At 31.8% G+C, this 20,033-nt stretch carries 18 protein-coding genes; all 18 read right to left on the bottom strand.

Annotated features, from left to right (window positions below):
• Positions 1 to 13: 13 nt before the first annotated feature.
• A complete protein-coding gene (locus tag HUE87_RS12910) occupies positions 14 to 1,108 on the bottom strand; it encodes an HD domain-containing phosphohydrolase (protein ID WP_430732979.1) in 1,095 nt (364 codons plus the stop codon).
• 280 nt (positions 1,109 to 1,388) lie between these two features.
• Positions 1,389 to 2,069 carry a nucleotidyl transferase AbiEii/AbiGii toxin family protein gene (locus HUE87_RS05105; RefSeq protein WP_194367648.1) on the bottom strand — a complete coding sequence of 227 codons (681 nt, stop codon included), beginning with the start codon at positions 2,067 to 2,069 and terminating at the stop codon, positions 1,389 to 1,391.
• Complete coding sequence (locus HUE87_RS05100; RefSeq protein ID WP_194367647.1) at positions 2,059 to 2,508, bottom strand: helix-turn-helix domain-containing protein; 450 nt, start codon at positions 2,506 to 2,508, stop codon at positions 2,059 to 2,061. Before HUE87_RS05100 ends, HUE87_RS05105 begins: the two co-directional genes overlap by 11 nt.
• Positions 2,509 to 2,737: 229 nt before the next feature.
• Positions 2,738 to 4,042: an ATP-binding protein gene (locus HUE87_RS05095; RefSeq protein WP_194367646.1), complete on the bottom strand. Its 1,305-nt coding sequence runs from the start codon at positions 4,040 to 4,042 to the stop codon at positions 2,738 to 2,740.
• A gap of 175 nt (positions 4,043 to 4,217) precedes the next feature.
• Positions 4,218 to 4,820: a mobile mystery protein B gene (locus HUE87_RS05090; protein ID WP_194367645.1), complete on the bottom strand. Its 603-nt coding sequence runs from the start codon at positions 4,818 to 4,820 to the stop codon at positions 4,218 to 4,220.
• A 1-nt stretch (position 4,821) separates the two neighbouring features.
• Positions 4,822 to 5,202 (bottom strand): helix-turn-helix domain-containing protein, encoded by a 381-nt coding sequence (locus tag HUE87_RS05085; protein WP_194367644.1) that lies wholly within the window; start codon positions 5,200 to 5,202, stop codon positions 4,822 to 4,824.
• Between the two features lie 221 nt (positions 5,203 to 5,423).
• A complete protein-coding gene (locus HUE87_RS05080; RefSeq protein ID WP_194367643.1) occupies positions 5,424 to 6,152 on the bottom strand; it encodes a hypothetical protein in 729 nt (242 codons plus the stop codon).
• The gene (locus tag HUE87_RS05075) at positions 6,152 to 7,786 is read right to left on the bottom strand and encodes a hypothetical protein (protein WP_194367642.1); all 1,635 of its coding nucleotides are present in this window, start codon (positions 7,784 to 7,786) and stop codon (positions 6,152 to 6,154) included. Before HUE87_RS05075 ends, HUE87_RS05080 begins: the two co-directional genes overlap by 1 nt.
• A gap of 89 nt (positions 7,787 to 7,875) precedes the next feature.
• A complete protein-coding gene (locus HUE87_RS05070; protein ID WP_194367641.1) occupies positions 7,876 to 8,568 on the bottom strand; it encodes a hypothetical protein in 693 nt (230 codons plus the stop codon).
• On the bottom strand, positions 8,558 to 9,319 hold the full coding sequence (locus HUE87_RS05065) for a DUF726 domain-containing protein (RefSeq protein ID WP_194367640.1): 762 nt from the start codon (positions 9,317 to 9,319) through the stop codon (positions 8,558 to 8,560). Before HUE87_RS05065 ends, HUE87_RS05070 begins: the two co-directional genes overlap by 11 nt.
• A 127-nt stretch (positions 9,320 to 9,446) precedes the next feature.
• The gene (locus HUE87_RS12905) at positions 9,447 to 10,379 is read right to left on the bottom strand and encodes an IS256 family transposase, variant Zn-binding type (RefSeq protein WP_430732982.1); all 933 of its coding nucleotides are present in this window, start codon (positions 10,377 to 10,379) and stop codon (positions 9,447 to 9,449) included.
• A 270-nt stretch (positions 10,380 to 10,649) separates the two neighbouring features.
• A complete protein-coding gene (gene serA / locus HUE87_RS05055) occupies positions 10,650 to 12,239 on the bottom strand; it encodes a phosphoglycerate dehydrogenase (protein WP_194367638.1) in 1,590 nt (529 codons plus the stop codon).
• Positions 12,239 to 12,718 (bottom strand): hypothetical protein, encoded by a 480-nt coding sequence (locus HUE87_RS05050; RefSeq protein WP_194367637.1) that lies wholly within the window; start codon positions 12,716 to 12,718, stop codon positions 12,239 to 12,241. The genes serA and HUE87_RS05050 overlap by 1 nt, the downstream gene beginning before the upstream one ends.
• A 5-nt stretch (positions 12,719 to 12,723) precedes the next feature.
• Positions 12,724 to 14,379 (bottom strand): 30S ribosomal protein S1, encoded by a 1,656-nt coding sequence (locus HUE87_RS05045; RefSeq protein ID WP_194367636.1) that lies wholly within the window; start codon positions 14,377 to 14,379, stop codon positions 12,724 to 12,726.
• A 108-nt stretch (positions 14,380 to 14,487) separates the two neighbouring features.
• Positions 14,488 to 15,315: a 4-hydroxy-3-methylbut-2-enyl diphosphate reductase gene (locus HUE87_RS05040; protein WP_194367890.1), complete on the bottom strand. Its 828-nt coding sequence runs from the start codon at positions 15,313 to 15,315 to the stop codon at positions 14,488 to 14,490.
• Between the two features lie 25 nt (positions 15,316 to 15,340).
• Entirely contained in the window at positions 15,341 to 16,621 is a 1,281-nt protein-coding gene (gene aroA, locus HUE87_RS05035) for a 3-phosphoshikimate 1-carboxyvinyltransferase (protein WP_194367635.1), read from the bottom strand.
• A complete protein-coding gene (gene pheT / locus HUE87_RS05030; protein ID WP_194367634.1) occupies positions 16,618 to 18,951 on the bottom strand; it encodes a phenylalanine--tRNA ligase subunit beta in 2,334 nt (777 codons plus the stop codon). The genes aroA and pheT overlap by 4 nt, the downstream gene beginning before the upstream one ends.
• Positions 18,948 to 19,952, bottom strand: coding sequence for a phenylalanine--tRNA ligase subunit alpha (gene pheS, locus HUE87_RS05025; RefSeq protein WP_194367633.1), 1,005 nt, complete (start codon positions 19,950 to 19,952; stop codon positions 18,948 to 18,950). Before pheS ends, pheT begins: the two co-directional genes overlap by 4 nt.
• Between the last annotated feature and the right edge of the window lie 81 nt (positions 19,953 to 20,033).

The following is a 20,033-nucleotide window of genomic DNA, read 5'->3' as shown; positions in this document are numbered from 1 at the left end:
ATAATATTTCACATTAATCCTTGAACTTGTCTCGTATAACTAAAAATTCATCTAGATTATCTGTAAATAATTTTACTAGTTTTGGGTCAAGATGTTTGCCACTCTCCCTTTGAAAGAATTCTAAAATATTTTCAAGAGGCCATGCTTTTTTATATACTCTAATAGAACCAAGTGCATCAAAAACATCAGCAACAGCAGTGATACGACCATAGATGTGAATATCTTCACCAATTGTACCGTTAGGATAGCCACTGCCATCAAATTTTTCATGATGCTCGTTCGCTACAATTGCTGCTGCTTGAAGTATTGGCTTGCTTGAACTTTTTAACATGTCATAACCAAGAGAGGCATGTGTCTTCATTATTTCAAACTCATCTACTGTTAATTTTCTTGGAGCATTTAATATTGCATCAGGAATTCCTACTTTACCTATGTCAAGCATAGGAGAAGCCATTTGTAATTTATCCGCTTCTTCTTTTGATAGGCCATATAAAAGTGCAAGTTTGTTTGAGTAAAGGGCAACTCTTTTTACATGATTCCCTGTTTCTCTAGAACGAGTTTCACCTATTTCACCCATGGCATAAATGACTTCTCTTTGTGTATCTTCAATAGCTTTATTTAATTCTACCAATTCTGTAACATCTGTAAAGTAAGCTAATATAAAATTTTCCTCGGATATACCTTTCAATTTTATTTGATAATTTTTACCATTGCTATCAAATTCCATAGTATCTTCTATATTATTTTCAATGATGCTCTCGTAGTTAGTTACATTTAATGTTTTAATAGATGTTATATCTGGTAATTCATGCTTAGAAAAGCTATTTTCAAAAGTTATTTCACCCTTGTTGTCAAATATAAAAACAGGAGAAGTTCTATACTTTGGTAAAAGAGAAAGATAGTAGTTATCTATGCTGTATTTTTTATTTATATTAAATAAATAGTATGTAAAACAAAATCTTGTAGATGCTGTGTAAAATATAATCATACTTATAAAAGCGAAAATGAATGATGAGCTATAAATGGCGTAGAGTAAAACTAGTGAAGCTATAAACATTCTAAAATATGATTCAGAGTTTTTCATATTAATAAGGTACTTTTTATACATAAGACATCCCTTTTATTTTTCTAAAAAAGTATAGCATAAATAACTACTTGTCGCCTGTAGAGTTCGAAGAAAAGATGTTACTAAAAGAAATGGTTGCTTAGAATGTTGTATTCTTTATATGATACAGGGTTGACATATCAATCTGAACCGCCAATACTTTTACCAGCTTTTATATCACGAGCAAATTGCTCTACATCGATTTCTATTTTCATGTGTCATTCCTTGAGTAAATATAATTTTACCCGATTGACACGGAATTATGAACGGTCCCCTTAAAATATCAACTTTCATTTATACTTTCAATCGATTGTAAGACTCTCGCTTTAATCTCGATAAATGACAAGTATGACCGCTCTTTTTCATCCAGATAAACTGTTTCATCGTTAAGGGGTTGTACTTTATCGTTGATGTACATGAGTAGAGATTCTTTAGTCTCTATTTTAGTTAGCTTTTTGGCTATTTCTAATATTTCGTCTATAGATAGAACATTATTATCTAGTATCGCTCCAAAATCAAAAAGATCTCTAGACTTATCTCTTGAAAATAGTGCTACAATTTTTAATTTAGCAATTGACTTTAAATCTAGTATCTTAATATTTGAATTTTCAAACTGTTTAAATGATGATTGCTCTAGTATTTCTAATTGTAGAGTTCTACTAGCTTTAAAGAATTCTACTTTTACACCATCTAAATTAAATTTCAACATATGTTCATCTGGAAACAAACCTGCTAATCTTAGAGCAAATACATTTTCATCTTTGACTTTGTTAGCATTGATAGACAACATTGATGAGATTATTGCTTTATGGTTGAGTATATTGGGGCTTACGACATCTATATCTTCAGATATTCTGTGATTTATGTAGTATGAGAGTGCAGTACCACCGATGAAATACAAATCATCGTTGAACAAATCTAAATCTTGGATTTTTTTGAGTGTTTTGATTACATTAGCAGTCATTGATTATCCTAGAGAGTTCTTTGTACATTTCACTTTTATTGTAGCTACCGCTTAGTTGGATATCCATACCACCAGTGCTTATATAGCCTTTATCATACATTTTTTTGTATTTATCATTGAGTACATACCTGACAAGTGATTTTCCATACTCTTTACATATCTGTTTTATGTCACTAGCATCCATCAAAGATAAGTAATTGTAGATAATAGAATAAACTGTCTGACTACTTGTTTCATTAGTCTGCCAAAAACAGTTAGTAGTGTACTTCTTAGGATTAAATACTACAACATCATTTGTATCTTGAAATGACTGTTTTTCTTTAGTCTCATCATAATCAAGCGATTCTAATACATCGTAAAGCCTACTTCTATTCTTCTTCCAATCCCTAAGTGTTCTATCCGGAATGTCCAATAATCTACTAATTTCTTGTTGAGTCATAATTATCCTCTTTTTATAATTATAGGCGAATACCGCCTAATTGTCAAATGAGACTTAATTAAAAAAACGGTTTTTAGTCTCTACCTGTAGAGTGTCATCTGCTTTGAGAGTTGCACCTTTTATGGTTGTTGTTTGGGCTGTGTTTAGGTTCTACATGTAGATATTTTTTTAGTTGTTAAAAGTGGAGATTCATTCACAGGGGTGTAATTAAGTATACAAACCAGGGAAACTACATATCTTCCAAAGAATATCCAAGATATTGAACTTCGTAGTTCTTATGCTTAGATACTAATTTTGTAGCTTTTTCTTGAAGTTTATTTATATCTATTTTTTGAGCTCGTCTTTTAACTTCAGCAATTAACATAGTTTTACTATCATCATTTACGCCAACGATATCTATCTCGTTTTCGTTCCTTCTTTCCCAGTATGTGCCGATATCTGAATACTGGTTAGAAAGTTTTATTTTTTCTATAAAATACTTCTCTAAAAAGCGTCCGCTATATGTTGTATAGTCTCTGTTTACAATATCTTTTACATACTCATAATTTTCTATTTCAATAGCACTCTTATATTTGTATATAAATCTAAACCAAAAGTTGAAAAAGTTATCTATTATTTCGTATCTTAAAGTTCTGCTTCCCTCTTTTGCAAAGATAGGCTTCACTTTTTTTATGATTGTGTATTCATTTTCTAGTCTATCAAGATAACCACCTACATTTTTACCCAAGATGCTCTCTATTTCTACCCTAGCAGTCTTAGATGATGCGATAAGAGACAATATTGAGAAGTATGTTGTATACTCTTTGCCAAATTCTTCGATAAGTAAGTTTTTTCCCTCTTCTAAAAATAGTGAATACTCATCAAAGATAAGGTTAAGCTGTTTGTCTAATGTAAAAGCAGAATTGTCTACAAGTATTTCAACATACTTTGCTACACCACCGGTCAATATATAAAATGACAATAAATCATCATTTGTGAACTCTGGATAATTCTCTTGTAGAATCTCTTTGATTGTTTTTACTGTAAATGGTTTTAAATGAATCTTATTATTTGCACGACCAAAGAGAGGTTCTTTTTTATCTTCAAAGATTTTCTTCATGAGTGAATAGATAGAACCACTAAGTACTAAATTCATCTTAGAATTATCTTTGTATTTATCCCAGATGTTTTGCATGTCAGAATAAATGCTATCGTTAATTTGCAGGAACTCTTGAAATTCATCTATTACAAGCGTGAAAGGTTTTGTAGTGGCTAAGTTCATAAGGTATTCAAAAAGGTCTTTGAATTTTGTTATTTGACCAAATATTTTTACATCCAAAGCATATTGAATTATTGAGATAAATTCTTCACATAGAAGTACTTCATTTTTCTTAGAGACAAATAGATATATCTTCTCTTTGTATGCCTCTTGGATTAGTTTTGTTTTTCCAATTCTTCTTCGTCCAACAATCACTGTCATTTTCGAAGATATTTTTGATGAATTTTCTATCTCTTCAAGGTTTTTAAGTTCTTTTCCTCTATTGTAAAATTTCATTCTGTCCTGCACTTATAGTAATATCAGTTACTGTAATGTATTTTACAATAAAATATGAATTTTTTCAATAAACTATCAATATATATAAAACTTTTCAATATCATTAACACACAACCTAACATTCCTATAAATTAAACCGCCAGTCAAAAGTCGTTGAAAGGTTTATAGGTAATTATTAGTATGTTCTTTTATGCATCTCAATTAAATATGAATAATCCCCATTATCAGCAGCTTTAAGTGCTTGAATATACTCATCTCGTTTGGGATTCTCTTTTGATAGTAAGTCTTCTTGCCATTTTACGGGCATAGAACCATTCTGTCTAAGATATATATTTGCTAACATTCTTGACCAGCGACCATTACCGTTTTTATAAGGGTGGATTTGAACTGCTCTGTGATGTATCCTTGTCGCTGTTTCGTATATGTTAAATGTTTTATTCTTATCCCAATAAGCTATATCATCTGCTAGTTCTTTTAATGCTGTTGGCACTTGATAAGCCTTTATACCAATAGAGAGTTCTACTTGTCTAAACTTTCCAGCCCAATCCCATACATTTCCAAACATCTCTTCGTGAAGCTTTGAGAGCCATTCATAAGAGAACGGTGCTACTTTTTTAGATGGTGGTGCTGACAAGTATTTAATTGTTGCAACTGCTATATTATTTGCTTCTGCAACATAGATCTCTTTAAGAGAGTAAACTTTATCTCTTGGTAGTTTTAGTCCTGATATGTCATCAAGTGGAGTAGCATCGTCTATAGGTTTTGTAGAATGTATCATTTTAAGCTACCCATAGAGTATCTTTATAACTTCCACTAAGAAACTCTTTTTCGTAAGCGGCTATGATGGTGTTTAAACTATCATCTTCTAAACCCTGCATCTCCAGTGCTGATGTACCTTGAACTACAGAAGCTAAAAACAAAGCTTTCTCATGCGCTCTATGCTTCTTTAAGGCTTGTATAGATACTTGTTCATTGCCTGCAAAGTCTAATCCTAAGAAGTTTGTTACATGCTCAATAGTGCTTAACTTAACATCTTCATTTTTTAATAGTCTATTAATTGTTCTTACGCCAACACCACTAAGCTTAGCAAGATTTTCTATAGTGATACCAAGTTGCTCTTTTCTAGCAATGATTTGATTTATTAAGTCTAACCTTTTCATAACAACTCCTTTAGAAGTATTATGCCATAAATGGCATTAATGGTTTCTTCTACTAGATACTTTAACCTCTATCAACCTTCCCTTTACTTTTTGGGGTAGTATAGTTTTTGTGATATCTACATGTAGATAATTTTTAGGGTTTAAGTTTGACATGTAGAAGTTAGATTTTAGGTTTATGGGTTTGCACATTTTTTATTTCTACATGTCACAATATCAACTGTTTACCACTTAGTTGATTCAAACTCTTTATCATAGTGCATTAAGCCCTCTTTTTCCATTCTCTCTTTATCTAAGTTTTTTATTTTTATGGTTTTTACTAAAGCTTTTACTGCTTCTTTTAAACCTTCTTCAGCTTGTTCTTGACTTACAAGTTCTTCTCTTGGTTTATCTTTATCCTTTTGAAGTCTTGTATTGCCATTAGCATAGAAGTAGCTATAACTTATATCTAATAATCGTCTGCCTTCTGTTTTATCGTAGTAACCGCAAGTTATACCATAGTTCTTATCCACATGTTGGTACAAGCCTTTTGATACTCTGGCATAAACTCCTCCAGCACATCTCATATCATTAACATAAACTTGCCATCCTTTTTTATAGTTTATTCCTTGTTCTTTATCATTTTCATCATAAGTTTCTTTTACAATATCACTGTCATCATACACTGCATCTTTATTGAAAAATTGTTTATAAAAAAGTGCATCTTTATATGGGTAGGTTCTAAAATTGATTTTATAGCTTGTACCGTTTCTACTTTTATTAAAACTAGGTAGTCCAGTTTCTAACTTAGGTACAGTGTCATATTTTTTATTTATTCTATATGAACTATCGGCAATATTGACGCTAACATATTTATTCTCAATATATTCATTAGGTGTTACATTTCTATATGAAGAACCAAAAGAACACCCACTAAAAAAGATTATTGCTAGTATTAAAATTAAATATCTCATTATTTCTTATCTCCACACATATCGCCATTAGCAGGATTACACTTATAAGTACTATGAGGTGAATAGTCTGTAAATAAAACCAACCCTTCTATATATGTTACTGGGTTTATAGGGTCTGTTAACCTAATCAATCCTCTATCTTCATTGTTAGCTTCATTTCCACCTAGTACTTCTCCTACGAAGTCATGTGAGTTTGTTGTCATTCCTTTATAATTATATTTTAGACCATATTCTCCAATTACACCATCCATATCCTCGGTGTTAATAGGTGAGCCATATCCTTTAAATGTTGGAATACCTGCTTCTTGCTCTTTTTTTGTGGCTTTTGTTGTATCCATATAATAATCCCTACTTAAAAACCCTAACGCTGGATTATTAATTGATATTTCATTTATATATTCTATTCCTGATTTTGTCAAGATGTTTGCCTGAGAGTGTGCTGCAAAGTTTGAACCGTCTTTTCCTCTAGCAGTTGTCACATCTCTTATAAACTCTCCTGTTTGTTCCGCCATTCCTGTTGTTCCTCCTACTTTATCTACTAGTGATTCTAAACCATCACCTAGTAATCCATGTGTTGGATTGTAGTTTAGTGTTAAGTTTACAGTTTTATCAATATCATCAGCTTTTTTATGAGTTTGATTTATTGCATTCTTAATTGCATCTGCTTCGGTATTCATCATACCATTTGTAGCGTTTTGATAAGTTGCACTATTTTTGTCTACTTTAATAGGCACTTTTGACACATACAAATCACTTCTTAGGTCTAACATGTCTTTTGTTTCTTTTGATGCGTTTTTATAATAATCACTATCTTTCATAGCTACAAAACTGTCTGGGTTTTCTTTCATATATAAAGAATCCTTTGATACTACTTTTATTACTTTTTGATTAACATCATGTTGCCCAAACAACACAGGTATTTGACCTATCAATCCACCATCACTATCATCACTTGGTATAATACCTAAACTCACCGTATTTAGTAAATTTAATGTTTTACCTATTCCCGCTAAAACTTCATTTTCATTATTAGCACTTGGAAGTATCTTATCCAATTCCTGCATCTCTTCACCAGCTTTTTTAGCATCCTCTTTTATCTCTGCCCTACCTTCTTCAGTAAGCAGTCTAGTATCCAACTCACCCTTCAAACCTTTATGACTAGATATATCATAAATATCTACTTCGTTGTTTGCTATATCAGAGTTAAGCATTTTAGTGTCTGAGTCTTCTTTGTTTGCTACGAAGATATTACCATTTCCTAGAGTTGCTAGGGTTTTAGTTTTTTTGTTGGTTGTATCGTTTGAGAAGTTTAGTGCAACATTTGAAGCTGTGTTGTCTTTTATACTTCCTCCTACATTTATACCAACAGAAATACTTTTTGAGTTTAGGGTGTTGTTTAGTGAGCTTACATGTAGGGTGTCTGTTTTTAGGGTTAGGTTGTTATTGTCATTACCCTCTTTATCTACACTTGCAATAGTTGCACCTTTTAGTGTTGTATTTTCTTGTACTGAAATATCTACTTTGTTTCCTGTTAAGCTTGTAAGAACTGTTTGCTTAGAGTTCATATCTGCTTTTGCCATATTTGCACCTACACTGCTTAGTCCACTTGTTCCGAAACCTGCACTTGCTCCCATACTTCTTGTTTTAGTTTTTAGCTTGTCTTGAACCGATGCAACTTCTAGGTTTTTAGTCTCTACATGTAGAAGTTATGGCTTATCTATTTTTATTTGCTTTTTTTAAAAAAGTTTTTAATTTCTTTATTCGAATAATTGCGAAAACCTTTAGGTAATAAATAATAACCTTTATGAATAACTTCAGCATTCTCAGAACCATTAAATGGCAATTCAATTTCAATAAAATAAATATCACTAGAAAATATATACTTTTTAGCATCAATAACTTTAAGATGATTTGTTGCTATAAAAATCAATTTATTGTCATCAATAAAAATTGGATAATGTTGTTCTTTATCTGTGTCACCATACCCACTAGGATATAAACTTAATTGATTAGCTTCATCAAAGTAATCCGAAGTAACATTAAATTTATAAATAATTTCATCAATTTCTAAAACTAATATAAAAGTATATTTATCATCGTTTGAATAAATAAGCATTGGTTGATACTTCCCATTACTTATCTTTAACTCATTTAATATCTCATCTGAAAAATATGCAGGACTTTGTATAGCTGAGAAAATTTTTGGAACTTGAAATGGGTTTTTACCAGCAAAGAAAAAATAGCCCAAATTAAATTTGAAATTTGAAACTCTATTAATAAGCATACATTCTTGCTTAAGAGGTATATTAAGTATTTTTTTATTATTATAATTGTAATAGTATCTATCAGGATAACAATCATCTCCATTTACATAATTCAATAATATAAATAGTAAAATCAGTATTTTATTTATCATTTTTCATCTTCTCTTTTATTTGCTGCAACACTTCTACTTTATCAATATTAGAGTGGTCTTCAAGCTTATCTTGATACTGTTTATTAATGATTTTTCCTATAGTTATTATTGGATTTAAACTGAAGATACTATTAGTCTCAAGACCTTGATTTGGTGATTCCACTTCTATATTTGTAACTCTATAATTATTTTCTATTGTTTGACCAGCCGAACCAACTTCAAATTTATTAATTCCAAAAAAGCTAGTTGTACCATCGCCACCATTCTTTTGAACAAAATCACTCTTATCATAAGCATTAATTACCGTAGCAGTATCTTTTAATGCTTTATTATTCATTACATGCTTATCTGTTACAGGTGTTCCTAAGTACATTACATCATCAACTACATTTTTATAACCCTGTTCAACTAATTTTTGTGTCACTAGTTTTTGAACATTTCCACCATGTGAATGACCTGTAATTCGTATTGGTTCATCTGGATTGTCTTTTATTGTTTGTATAATTTGTTTAACAACAATTTCTGCTAGTTTATCTCTATCATCATAACTATTTTCAAGTACTCTGCCAAGGTCAACTACAACTAATTTATCATCTTTGTAAAAGTTTTTTAACCCATCTTCAAAACTCTTTTCAACATCTCTTTTGTCTGAAAAAGTTCCTGGAACATGAAATATTTTATCATCCCCAACAACTTTATCCAACCCACTAAACTCAGTATTATTAGTTGCAAGTGTATTATCATTGAACACTGATGGGAAAGTTGTTACTTGTCCGTTGTTGTGTGTGTTGGTATCTGCTAGTGATGAATCGTGGCTATAGTCCAGTGCTGATTCTGTGTATTTTGCGGCTTAATGAAAAATTCGGGGGTCTGAATAATCATTTTTTCTTATAACTAACTAGATAATCATCAACAATTTTCAACTTCAAACTTTTAGTAAATCCATTGTGTATTTTGAGTAACTTTTTCATGGGAGAAAATACACCGCCATCTATTGCATTTGTCGTGTTATGTATTTTAATGTTTTTCTCATTTTTGTAAGTAAAAAGGTAAGGTAGATTTGTCTTTAAACTCTTGTAAGCGGATACAAGTTTTTGATGAGTAAATGACTCTTTGAATGTGTCAGGATTTATAGTCTTTTCTGCTAAAAAATCTTTATACTTTTCATACCATTCATTTAGCTTTTTTGTAAAAATAGTTTGAGTTGTTGATGTCAGGTTGTACATAATTTTTTGAAGATCTTTACCGGCTTCTAGTCTTGGATGCATTGTGATATATCTTTGTATAACTTTCTTTTGATGAAAGTGACACATTTGCACTGGATAATCTTTAAAAGCCTTGTATAAGCCTCTTTTGCCATCAATTATAATAGCTTTTATTGTATAGCCCATATCTAAAAGTCTTTGAAGAAGTTGCTTATAGTCTTTAGTTAGTTCACTTTGTACATGCTTCCAAATAAGAACCTCGCCAGATAAAATATCTTTAAAAACTAGTGTACCTAGCTTGTCTTTTTTCTTTCCGTAAAAAGTAGCATCACAGACAATAACTACTGCTCTAGGATTATGAACTTTCTCTAAAGGTTCATAATCAAATATTTGCTTTCTTATCCATGGAATGCTGTGTTTATAATCTTCAGCTAAATGAAGTAGGATTTGTCTTCTATAAACATACTTTTTAAAGATAACTTCTTGTAAGTTTTTTGGTCTTCTTTTGGACTGAAATTTCTTGTTGCAATCATTACATCTGTATCTCTGAATACCTCGTCTTATACCTATCTTTTTAGTGTTGTTTTTTTGACAACTTGGACATATCTTTGCAGTTTTTTACAGCCATTTATAAATTAACCTTTGTTTACTACCAATATAACATACTTTCAAGCACTTTTTAGACCCCCATGTTTTTCATTAAGCCATAATTCATAGACTTTATAACCTTTTAAAATAATATATAACATGAATATTTACTAAGAATTTTAGCCTAATATTCTTTAGTTAACTTTAATTAAGTATAAGAAAATGAAATAGGAATTGAAGTTATCTACATGTCAATAATTGACATGTAGATTAAAAGAGAAGTTAGATTTATATACGTGCGTAGTTGACGCTTAAGCAAGCTTCTAACTGTTGAAGTTCGTTAAGAGTAGCCTCATTAACGATACTATCAACAAGAATAACAGCAATAGCTTGTGCTTTATTATTTCTTGCTAGTGAGAAGTCTGCGATATTGACGTTATGGTTAGCCAAAATTGACCCTATACTACCAATAACACCAGGGACATCAGTATTTTTAAGTATTACTAAATCACCTTTAAGTGCTACTTCAATATCAAAACCATCAATTGCAACTATACGGAATACGTTATCATCAAATATTGTTGCACTAATTGTAGTAGTTCCACCCTCAGCCGTAGTAAGCTTAATTGTAATTAGGTTTTTATAAACAGTTGAATCAACAAGAGCTTCAGATTCTACTTTTATACCTTTCTCTTTAGCTACAAAATCAGCATTTACATAGTTGATTGTGTCATCACTAGTTTGGCTCATTGCACCAACTGCAACAAAAGTAGCAAGAGACTCTACATACTTACCTATCTCACCTTGACCACTTACTTTTATAGCAATAATTTGAGATTTGTTAATCTGAGACTCTAAGAAACCTATCTTTTGACCCATCTCTAAAAATGGCTTAACAAATGGTGGAATTCTACTCTCATCAATTGGTAAATTCATAGCATGAGCATAAGATATGCCTTTAGCAGCTGCAATTGCATTCTCAGCTGCTTGAGTACCTATGTTATACTGAGACTCATAAGTATTTGCACCTAAATGAGGAGAAACAACAATATTATCAAGATCTAAAAGAGGATGATCAGTAGCAGGTTCTTTGTTAAATACATCAATACCTGCGAAACGGATTTTACCGCTTTTAAGTCCGTTATAAAGTGCTTCCTCATTGTAAAGACCACCTCTAGCACAGTTAATTAAAACTACACCGTCTTTCATCTTTGCAATCTCAGACTCACCAATAATACCGATAGTCTCTTGGTTTTTAGGAGTGTGAATTGTAATAATATCACATTCTAAAATATCTTCGAAGTTTTTAGTATAAGTCATATCAAGGTCAGTAACTTTTGAAGGGTTAATATATGGATCAAAAGCAACAATGTCCATTTCAAAAGATGCAGCACGCTTTGCTACACGAGAACCAATGTTACCAAAACCGATAACACCAAGCTTTTTACCCTTCATCTCATAACCGTACCACTTCTCTCTTTTCCAAATTCTTTGGTTTTTAAGGTGGTCATGTGAATATGGGAACATTCTCATACATGAAAGTATATGTGCCATAGTAAGTTCAACTGCAGCAATAGTATTTGCAGTAGGAACATTCATTACAATAATTCCCTCTTTAGAACAACCTTGGATGTCAACATTATCAACACCAACACCAGCTCTAACGATAGCTTTCATATTTTTTGCAGCTTTAATAAAATTATCATCAACATCAGTTGAACTTCTAGTAATTGCTACATCAGCATTAGCGATAATATCTAAAAGTTTCACTTTATCTTCATCAGCTGCCATTATAAAATTAATATTTTCATCATTACGAAGCATTTCTAAACCAGCTTCATGAATATGATCACAAACTACTATAGTATGTTTTTTCATTATGTATCCTCTTTGTGTAGCCCAACATTGGCTGAAATTTGGTATTTTTTTAACGCTTTAACTAAAGAATTTAATTTTTTTATATCTTGTGAATAAATCAGTAATTCTACACCATTTTTATCTCTTGAAAGATAATACTTTAACTTATGTTGTCCTAATTCTTCTTTTAGGCAAAAAAGCTGATATGGGTCTAAAAGAGATGCGGAGAGTTTGTATATTGTTTTGCTAAGAATTTTTTCATTTAAATCAACTTTTATAAAAACTTCATTTACTGGGTAAAAGTATCCCAATCTCTCAGTTTGAGAAAAGTGGTTTAACCAAGTTTTCTTTGGTTCTTTAATAAGAACTTCACTCTTGTGCTCCAGAGGCTGAAGGTTGATTTTAGTTTCATTTGAATTAATTGAAATTAGAAAAAAGATAATAAAAACAGCTACCCCAACTGCAATGAGTGGAGTAAACCATTTTAAAATCTTTTGCATAATATTTACTTAAATTTATCTTTAATAAGGTCACCCAAAGAGTGTGCTTCATTATCATTAAGTTCTTCAAGCATAGCTTGATTTTTAATATAATCTAGTTTTTTAACAGATAGACGAATACGGTCATTGCGTGTATCTATAATTGCTATAGCAGCTTCTATTTCTTGCCCAGAAACTAATTCGCTTTTTTCTAATGGAGCTAAATCTTCATCACGGATTAAAGCATCAACGCCATCTTCTAAAGAAACGAATACACCAAAATCTTTTATATCACGGATAGTACCAGTAACAATACTGTTCACTTTATGTGTAGTTGCAAATTTATCAATAGGAGACTCAAGAAGAGCTTTTCTATTTAGAGATATTTTTTGATCTTCTTGATTGATTTTAGCAATTTTTACTTCAACTTCATCTCCAGATTTTAAAACATCTTTACATTTAGTGCTTTTATCCCAAGAAATGTCTTGATTATGTAAAAGACCTTCAACACCATCAATACGAACAAATGCACCAAAGTCAGTTAATGAAGTAACTGCACCAGTAACAATATCACCCTCTTTGAACTTTTTCATAAACTCATCAAAAGGTTTTGGTAAAAGTCTTTTTAGTGAAACACGAAGCTTATGAGTTTTAGAATTAATTTCAATAACTTCAACATCGATTTCTTCGCCTACTGTTAAGTAATCATTAGGATTTTTAACATTTTTGTTCCAAGAAATTTCTGAGATATGTAAGAAACCTTCAATATCATTTCCTAAGTCAACAAATACACCATATGCTTCAATATTTGAAACAGTAACAGTAATTGTATCACCTTCATCTAATTCACTCTCAACTTCTGCCCAAGGGTCTGACTGAACAGCTTTAATAGATAATGAAAGATGTCTTTTATCTTTATCGTAAGAGATAGCTTTTACAGTTACAATATCACCCTCTTTATAAAGTTTAGATGGGTTAACTGGTCCTTTATAGCTGATTTCATTGTAATGAACTAAACCATCAACACCACCGATATCTACGAACATACCGTAGCTAGTGATTTTCTTGATAGAACCTTCTACAAGTGTGTCTTCTTCCATCAATTTATCAATGATATCTTTTTTCTTTTTGCGCTCTTCATTAAAAAGTTTACGACGAGAAACAACAATTGAGTTTTGCTCTTCATCAACTTTAACAACTTGTGCCTTAATCTTACGACCAACAACATCATCTGTATCTTTAAAAGCAGCTAATGAACGAGGCATAAAGAAAGAAACTTCATCAGCTTCCACTACATAACCACCACGATTTTTCTTAGTTATGATACCTTCAATAATTACATCTTCAAAGTCTTCTTTATGTGCATCAATAAAATCAATAGTTTTTTGTAGTTCTAAAACTTTTTTGTAAGAGATTTTAGGACGCTCATTGTAGTATCCTGTAACCATTACTTTAATTTTATCACCAGCATTAAACTTTAGTATGCCATCTTTACTGATTTCGTCTAAGCTAAGAATACCTTCTAGCTTATCGCCAACACCAACTAATGCTCTGTTTTCATCCGCTTGGATTTCAACAATCTCACCCTCTACGATACGACTTGTTTCTTGCTGTTTTTCAGTTGCAGCAAACATCTCTGCAAAATTTTCTTCTTCTTCAAATGATTCGTTATCGAACGCCATTACCTATCCTCTTGTTACATAAAAATTTCGTGATTATATCTAAATAATGATTATATTACTATTAATTAAGAATGAATTTAGGTATTGTTAAAAAGCTTCTTATTTTGACTAATGCGCTTTTTTTATTGAATTCACAACATTTTGTATAATCCAATCAGGAGTTGATGCTCCAGCGCTTATACCGCAGAATTTTTTGTTTATAAACCATTTATAATCTAAATCGTTTTCATCTTCAATATGATAACTATCCATGCAATTATCATGTGAGATACTAAAAAGCTGTTTTGTATTTGATGAATTCTTCCCACCAATTATTATCATAACATCAGCTTTTGTAGATATATTTCTTACAGCTTCTTGGTTTTCAAATGTTGCGTTACAGATAGTGTTAAATACCCTTACCTCTTTGTAGCGAGGAATCAAATAGTTAGCAACATCCATATAATCTTCAACTTTTCTGGTTGTTTGAGCAACCAAAGCTATTTTATCTTTTAGCTTTATCCCTTCTAAATCTTTGGGACATGTAACAACCCTCGCACCATAAGTGGCATAACTTTTAACACCTTTTATTTCTGGGTGAGCTTCATCTCCAAAAATAATAATATCGTAGCCATCATCACTCATCTCTTGGCAAATTTGCTGTGGCTTTGTAACATAAGGGCAAGTCGCATCAACAACATTGACACTGTTCTTTTTTAGCTCTTCAAGTTCATTTTTAGGAATTCCATGAGTTCTTATAACAGCTTTGTCGCCAGCTTTAAAACTTTTATAATCATTGCTAAGACCTATCTTGAAATCTTTTTCTAATCTTTCAATCTCTTTATTATTATGTATAAGTGGTCCATATGTTGATGAGTCTGTATTTTCTTCAGCTATTTTTATAGCTCTCTTAACACCAAAACAAAAACCATAATTTTCCGCCAGTTCTATTTTCATCATATTTACTCCATTATGAAAGAAATTAAATCAATTCTATATTTGTAATTCTCTTTATCAATTCAAAAAAGTTTGGAAATGATGTATTGATACAATCTAAGTCAGTTACATTCATCCCACATCTTAGCCCTGCAATAATAAAACTCATAGCAATTCTATGATCACCATGACTATCAACAGTAGCTTTTTTCAACTCTCCACCTGTTACGGTATAGCCATCTTCATACTCAGTAGTAGTTATACCACAGGCATTTAGTCCATCAACAACTGTAGAAATTCTATCACTCTCTTTTACACGAAGTTCCTCTGCATTTTTAACAACGCTAGTCCCCTCTGCACAAGCCATTGCAATTGATAGAGCGGGAAGTTCATCTATCAGCCATGAAATATTATCTTTAATAGTTATAGCTTTTAGAGGAGCATACTTTACATGTATATTTCCTATTGGCTCATACTTACTATCTGTTGTTTCATATTTTATATCTGCACCCATTCTCTGTAAAGCTTTAAATGCTTCTATACGGGTAGGATTAAGTGTAACACCTTCTAGAATAATACTCGAGTCAGGTGTAATAGCGCACGCAACAGCAAAGAAAAATGCGCTAGATGGATCAGCAGGAACTCTGATTTTCAGAGGAGAAAGAAGCTCTTTCATGGGATTTATAGTCGTCTTTAAACCATCAACTTTTATATCTGCTCCCATTCCTTTTAACATTCTCTCAGTATGGTCACGTGATAACTCTGGTTCACTGTATGTACATGTTCCATTAGCACGAAGTGCAGCAAGAATCATACAGCTCTTTACCTGAGCAGATGCAATTTTGCTATCATAATTAAATGCTTTTAAAGATGAACCTCTAATGCTTAGTGGAGCTAGATTTGCATCTTCTCTACCGTCAAAAATTGCACCAATTTCACGAAGAGGAGTTGTTACACGCTTCATTGGGCGCTTACGCAAGTATTTATCACCAGTTAAAACAAAATGACCATTTGCAGAACTTAAAAGACCACAAAAAAGCCTCATACCCGTTCCAGAGTTTCCACAATCTAGTATCTCAAAAGGCTCTTTAATTCCATCTGAAGAGATTTTGATAGTCACACCATCATCCTCAACTTTAGCACCAAGGTTTTTTACAATTTCTAAAGAGTTCATAGTATCTTCTGCTCTTAAAAAGTTAGTAATTTCACTTGTTCCGTTTGCCAACATACTAAACATAGCACTTCTGTGAGAGATAGACTTATCTGGAGCAATTTCACTGATTGAGAGCGAAAACGGAGTTGCTTTACTTACCTCTACACTACTCATCTAAGTCCGATTCCTAATTCACTATTCAGTGAAGCTAAAATAGAATCCATTGATGAAGTGATATCTTCTTCTTCTAAAGTTTTATCATTTGATTGAAGTACAAAACGGATAGAAAGACTCATATTGTCACCCAATGACTCATCATTATATTTATCAACTAGATAAAAACGGACTAAATTGTTTATCCCAGCTGAATTTATTGTTGTTTTAACTTTTTCATAATTCATATCTTGCGGCATAATAAGACTTAAATCTTTAAAAGACGCCTGATACTTTGAAGATTTTTTTGCTGTTTTTAAACCATATGGAAGTTTTTCAAAATCTAACTCACACATAAAAGTCTCACTTAAACCATAAGCATCTTCAACAGTTGGGTTAACACGGAATAACTCTCCTACAGACTCACCATCTATAAACATTTCCGCACACTGATAAATGTGTGATAATGAGTGCTTAGTTTCATATTCACTAAGTTCAAAGTTTCCAATTATATCTGATACTTTTTGAGCAAAGTGTGCAAAATCAACTTTATTTGGTTTTCCAATGTTAGACAAACTCTCTTTTTCTCTATTTCCAGAAAACAGTATTGCCATCTTAACAGACTCTTCCCTATTAGAGTTAAATATTGAGCCAACTTCAAAAAGTTTAACAGATGTATACCCATTTTTACTATTATTTGATGCTGCCTTTAAAAGTCCTGTTAAAAGTGTTGATCTTAAAGTATCAAGTGTACTAACAATCGGATTAAGAAGCTCTAGCTCATCACTAACTGTTTCAAATCCATACTCGTTAAGAATTTTTTTCTCATCAAAAACAAAATGTACAGATTCAAAAAACCCGCTATATGCTGCTTTATGTCTATATGTCTGTCTCTTTTTATATGTGAAATAATCATCTTTAAGTCTATTGTCTTCTGTAAATTTAAACGCTTTTGACGGTATATTGTCAATACCAACAAGACGAACTATCTCTTCAGTTATGTCTTGCTTGTTAGATATATCATGTCTAAACCTAGGGACAGTAATTACAAAAGTATCAGCTGATGATTTTCTTACATTAAAACCTAAATTTTTCAATATTCTAGTTATTTGAACCTTATCAATATTAGCACCAATAATCTCATCAATCTCTTTTTTTGAAATACTTATTATTTTATCTTCACATATATTAGTAAGCTCAATCGTACCGCCAAACAATGCAGAGTTTGAGTTTGATTCTAAAAGATTTAAACAAAAGCTCAGTCCCTGATTTAGTTCAGGTTCACTTCCTCTTGAAGTTCTGTAATACATAGGTCCAGAAACTATTTTTCTCTCCTGCATCTTTTTAGAGATAATATCTGGTGGGATGTAACTAGCTTCTATTAAAACTGTACCTTCATTATAAGTTACTTTTGATACATTTTCTTGAATAATTCCAACTGTTGAAGCTTTTTCTTTTGACATAATAGATGCATATCCATTATCATCTTCAACTAATTCAATTTTTGCCATAGTTTCATTTTCCCCGCAGAAAAAACCAAAATTATATGCTCTTAAAATAACGCCACTACTATGAGTTGCATATAAAATAATTGACTCAATATCAGTGTCTCTTTTTTCTTCTATTTGGGCAAGTCTAAGCTTCACTACAAATGGTAAGTACAAATCTTTAAGCTCAACTGCTTTGTAGCGAAGATTTACATTTAAGTGATTATCATGTGAGAGAGTTAAAATTCTTCCAATTCCAACTCTCTTTTCATCACTCTCTTCTATATTGTTTTCTCTTAGTGATCTATCAAAGGCTGCACTTAAATCTCTTGCGACACCTCTTATACTAAGACAATCTCCACGATTAGCAGTTAGTTCTATATCTATTAAATCATCACTGAAAATATGATTTTCGCAAACCTCTGCACCTAATACATATTTTCCTATACTATTGTCAAGCTCTACTATCCCATCTTGACAATCTTCTAGTCCAATCTCTGAAGCAGAACATATCATCCCCTCAGACTCAATGCCGCGAAGTTTAACAGGCTTTATAACAGTACCATTTGGCATCACAGCACCAATTGTAGCAACTATAACGTCAAGTCCGGCTCTAATATTTGAAGCACCACATACAATTTGACGAATGCTTGATCCTATGTCTACCTGGCAAACATTTAGTTTATCAGCATCAGGATGCTTTTCACATTCCAAAACTTTTCCAAATATTATTTTTTTTGGAATATCATAACTTATAATACTGTCTACTTCTAGACCAATAGAGTTTAATTTTTTAGCCAATTCATCAGTTGTGATACCGTCTAAATCTATCCACTCGTTTAACCAACTTCTAGTAACTATCATTGAAACTGCTCCAACAATTTAATATCTCCCTCAAAAAGAGAACGAAGATCGCCTATCTGATGAATAAGCATGGCAAATCTTTCAACACCTAAGCCAAAAGCATATCCACTAACATTTTCATATTTAACTGCTTCAAACACATTTGGGTCAACAATTCCACACCCTAATACTTCCAACCAGCCTGTTTTAGAACATACACGACAACCTTTACCTGCACAAAATACACAGGAAATATCAACCTCTGCCGATGGCTCTGTAAAAGGGAAAAAAGATGGACGGAACCTTACTTCAACATCACCAAACATATACTTTAAAAAATCTTCTAAGATAAACTTTAAATTTGCAAATGAAACCTTGCCTTCGTCATCTACCAATAGACCTTCAACCTGATGAAACATTGGTGTGTGAGTAATGTCATAATCACGACGAAACACAGCACCAGGTGCAATCATACGAATAGGAGGCTTAGTATTCATCATAGTCCTGATTTGAACAGGTGAAGTGTGAGTACGAAGTAGCATTTCATCTTTAAAATAAAATGTATCTTGCATGTCACGAGCTGGATGATATTTAGGAAGGTTTAGAGCCTCAAAATTATTAAAATCATCTTCTACCATATTACCTGTTTTTACAGCAAAATTCATAGAAGAAAAATATTCTACAATTCTATCCATAGTCTCCATAACGGGATGAAGGGCACCAGCTTCAGAACTTGAGCTAAACATAGAAACATCAATAGCTTCAGCTTTCATTGCTGCTTTTAATTCTAATGTCTGAAGAGTTATTTTTCTTGCCGTAAGTTCATTCATTATGGCACTCTTGTGAGTATTTAACTCTTGTGCTATTTTTGATTTTTCTTCATTTGATGCTGTCTTCATCTTAGCAAACTGCTCTGCTAATACACCTTTTTTACCAAACACAGAAATACGAATCTCTTCAATTCTATCAACACTCTGTGCTTCTTTTATTGCATCATACCACTCTTTCAATAGAGTCTCCATACTGTGGTCCATGCCACATAAATTTTAAAAAGATTATAGTCAAATATAATTTATATATAGCTTCATTTATTAATTTATATG

Source organism: Candidatus Sulfurimonas marisnigri, assembly GCF_015265475.1.
GTDB lineage: Bacteria > Campylobacterota > Campylobacteria > Campylobacterales > Sulfurimonadaceae > Sulfurimonas > Sulfurimonas marisnigri.
This window is presented reverse-complemented; position numbering and strand designations above follow the sequence as displayed.

What these genes read in the sequence shown, in the direction of transcription:
- HUE87_RS05090 (WP_194367645.1), bottom strand. Translation starts at nt 4,820, where the DNA reads ATGATACATTCTACAAAACCTATAGACGATGCTACTCCACTTGATGAC.
- HUE87_RS05040 (WP_194367890.1), bottom strand. Translation starts at nt 15,315, where the DNA reads ATGAAAATAGAACTGGCGGAAAATTATGGTTTTTGTTTTGGTGTTAAG.
- HUE87_RS12910 (WP_430732979.1), bottom strand. Translation starts at nt 1,108, where the DNA reads ATGTATAAAAAGTACCTTATTAATATGAAAAACTCTGAATCATATTTT.
- aroA (WP_194367635.1), bottom strand. Translation starts at nt 16,621, where the DNA reads ATGAGTAGTGTAGAGGTAAGTAAAGCAACTCCGTTTTCGCTCTCAATC.
- HUE87_RS05085 (WP_194367644.1), bottom strand. Translation starts at nt 5,202, where the DNA reads ATGAAAAGGTTAGACTTAATAAATCAAATCATTGCTAGAAAAGAGCAA.
- HUE87_RS05080 (WP_194367643.1), bottom strand. Translation starts at nt 6,152, where the DNA reads ATGAGATATTTAATTTTAATACTAGCAATAATCTTTTTTAGTGGGTGT.
- serA (WP_194367638.1), bottom strand. Translation starts at nt 12,239, where the DNA reads ATGAAAAAACATACTATAGTAGTTTGTGATCATATTCATGAAGCTGGT.
- HUE87_RS05075 (WP_194367642.1), bottom strand. Translation starts at nt 7,786, where the DNA reads ATGGGAGCAAGTGCAGGTTTCGGAACAAGTGGACTAAGCAGTGTAGGT.
- HUE87_RS05105 (WP_194367648.1), bottom strand. Translation starts at nt 2,069, where the DNA reads ATGACTGCTAATGTAATCAAAACACTCAAAAAAATCCAAGATTTAGAT.
- pheS (WP_194367633.1), bottom strand. Translation starts at nt 19,952, where the DNA reads ATGGAGACTCTATTGAAAGAGTGGTATGATGCAATAAAAGAAGCACAG.
- pheT (WP_194367634.1), bottom strand. Translation starts at nt 18,951, where the DNA reads ATGATAGTTACTAGAAGTTGGTTAAACGAGTGGATAGATTTAGACGGT.
- HUE87_RS05070 (WP_194367641.1), bottom strand. Translation starts at nt 8,568, where the DNA reads ATGATAAATAAAATACTGATTTTACTATTTATATTATTGAATTATGTA.
- HUE87_RS05045 (WP_194367636.1), bottom strand. Translation starts at nt 14,379, where the DNA reads ATGGCGTTCGATAACGAATCATTTGAAGAAGAAGAAAATTTTGCAGAG.
- HUE87_RS05100 (WP_194367647.1), bottom strand. Translation starts at nt 2,508, where the DNA reads ATGACTCAACAAGAAATTAGTAGATTATTGGACATTCCGGATAGAACA.
- HUE87_RS05095 (WP_194367646.1), bottom strand. Translation starts at nt 4,042, where the DNA reads ATGAAATTTTACAATAGAGGAAAAGAACTTAAAAACCTTGAAGAGATA.
- HUE87_RS05050 (WP_194367637.1), bottom strand. Translation starts at nt 12,718, where the DNA reads ATGCAAAAGATTTTAAAATGGTTTACTCCACTCATTGCAGTTGGGGTA.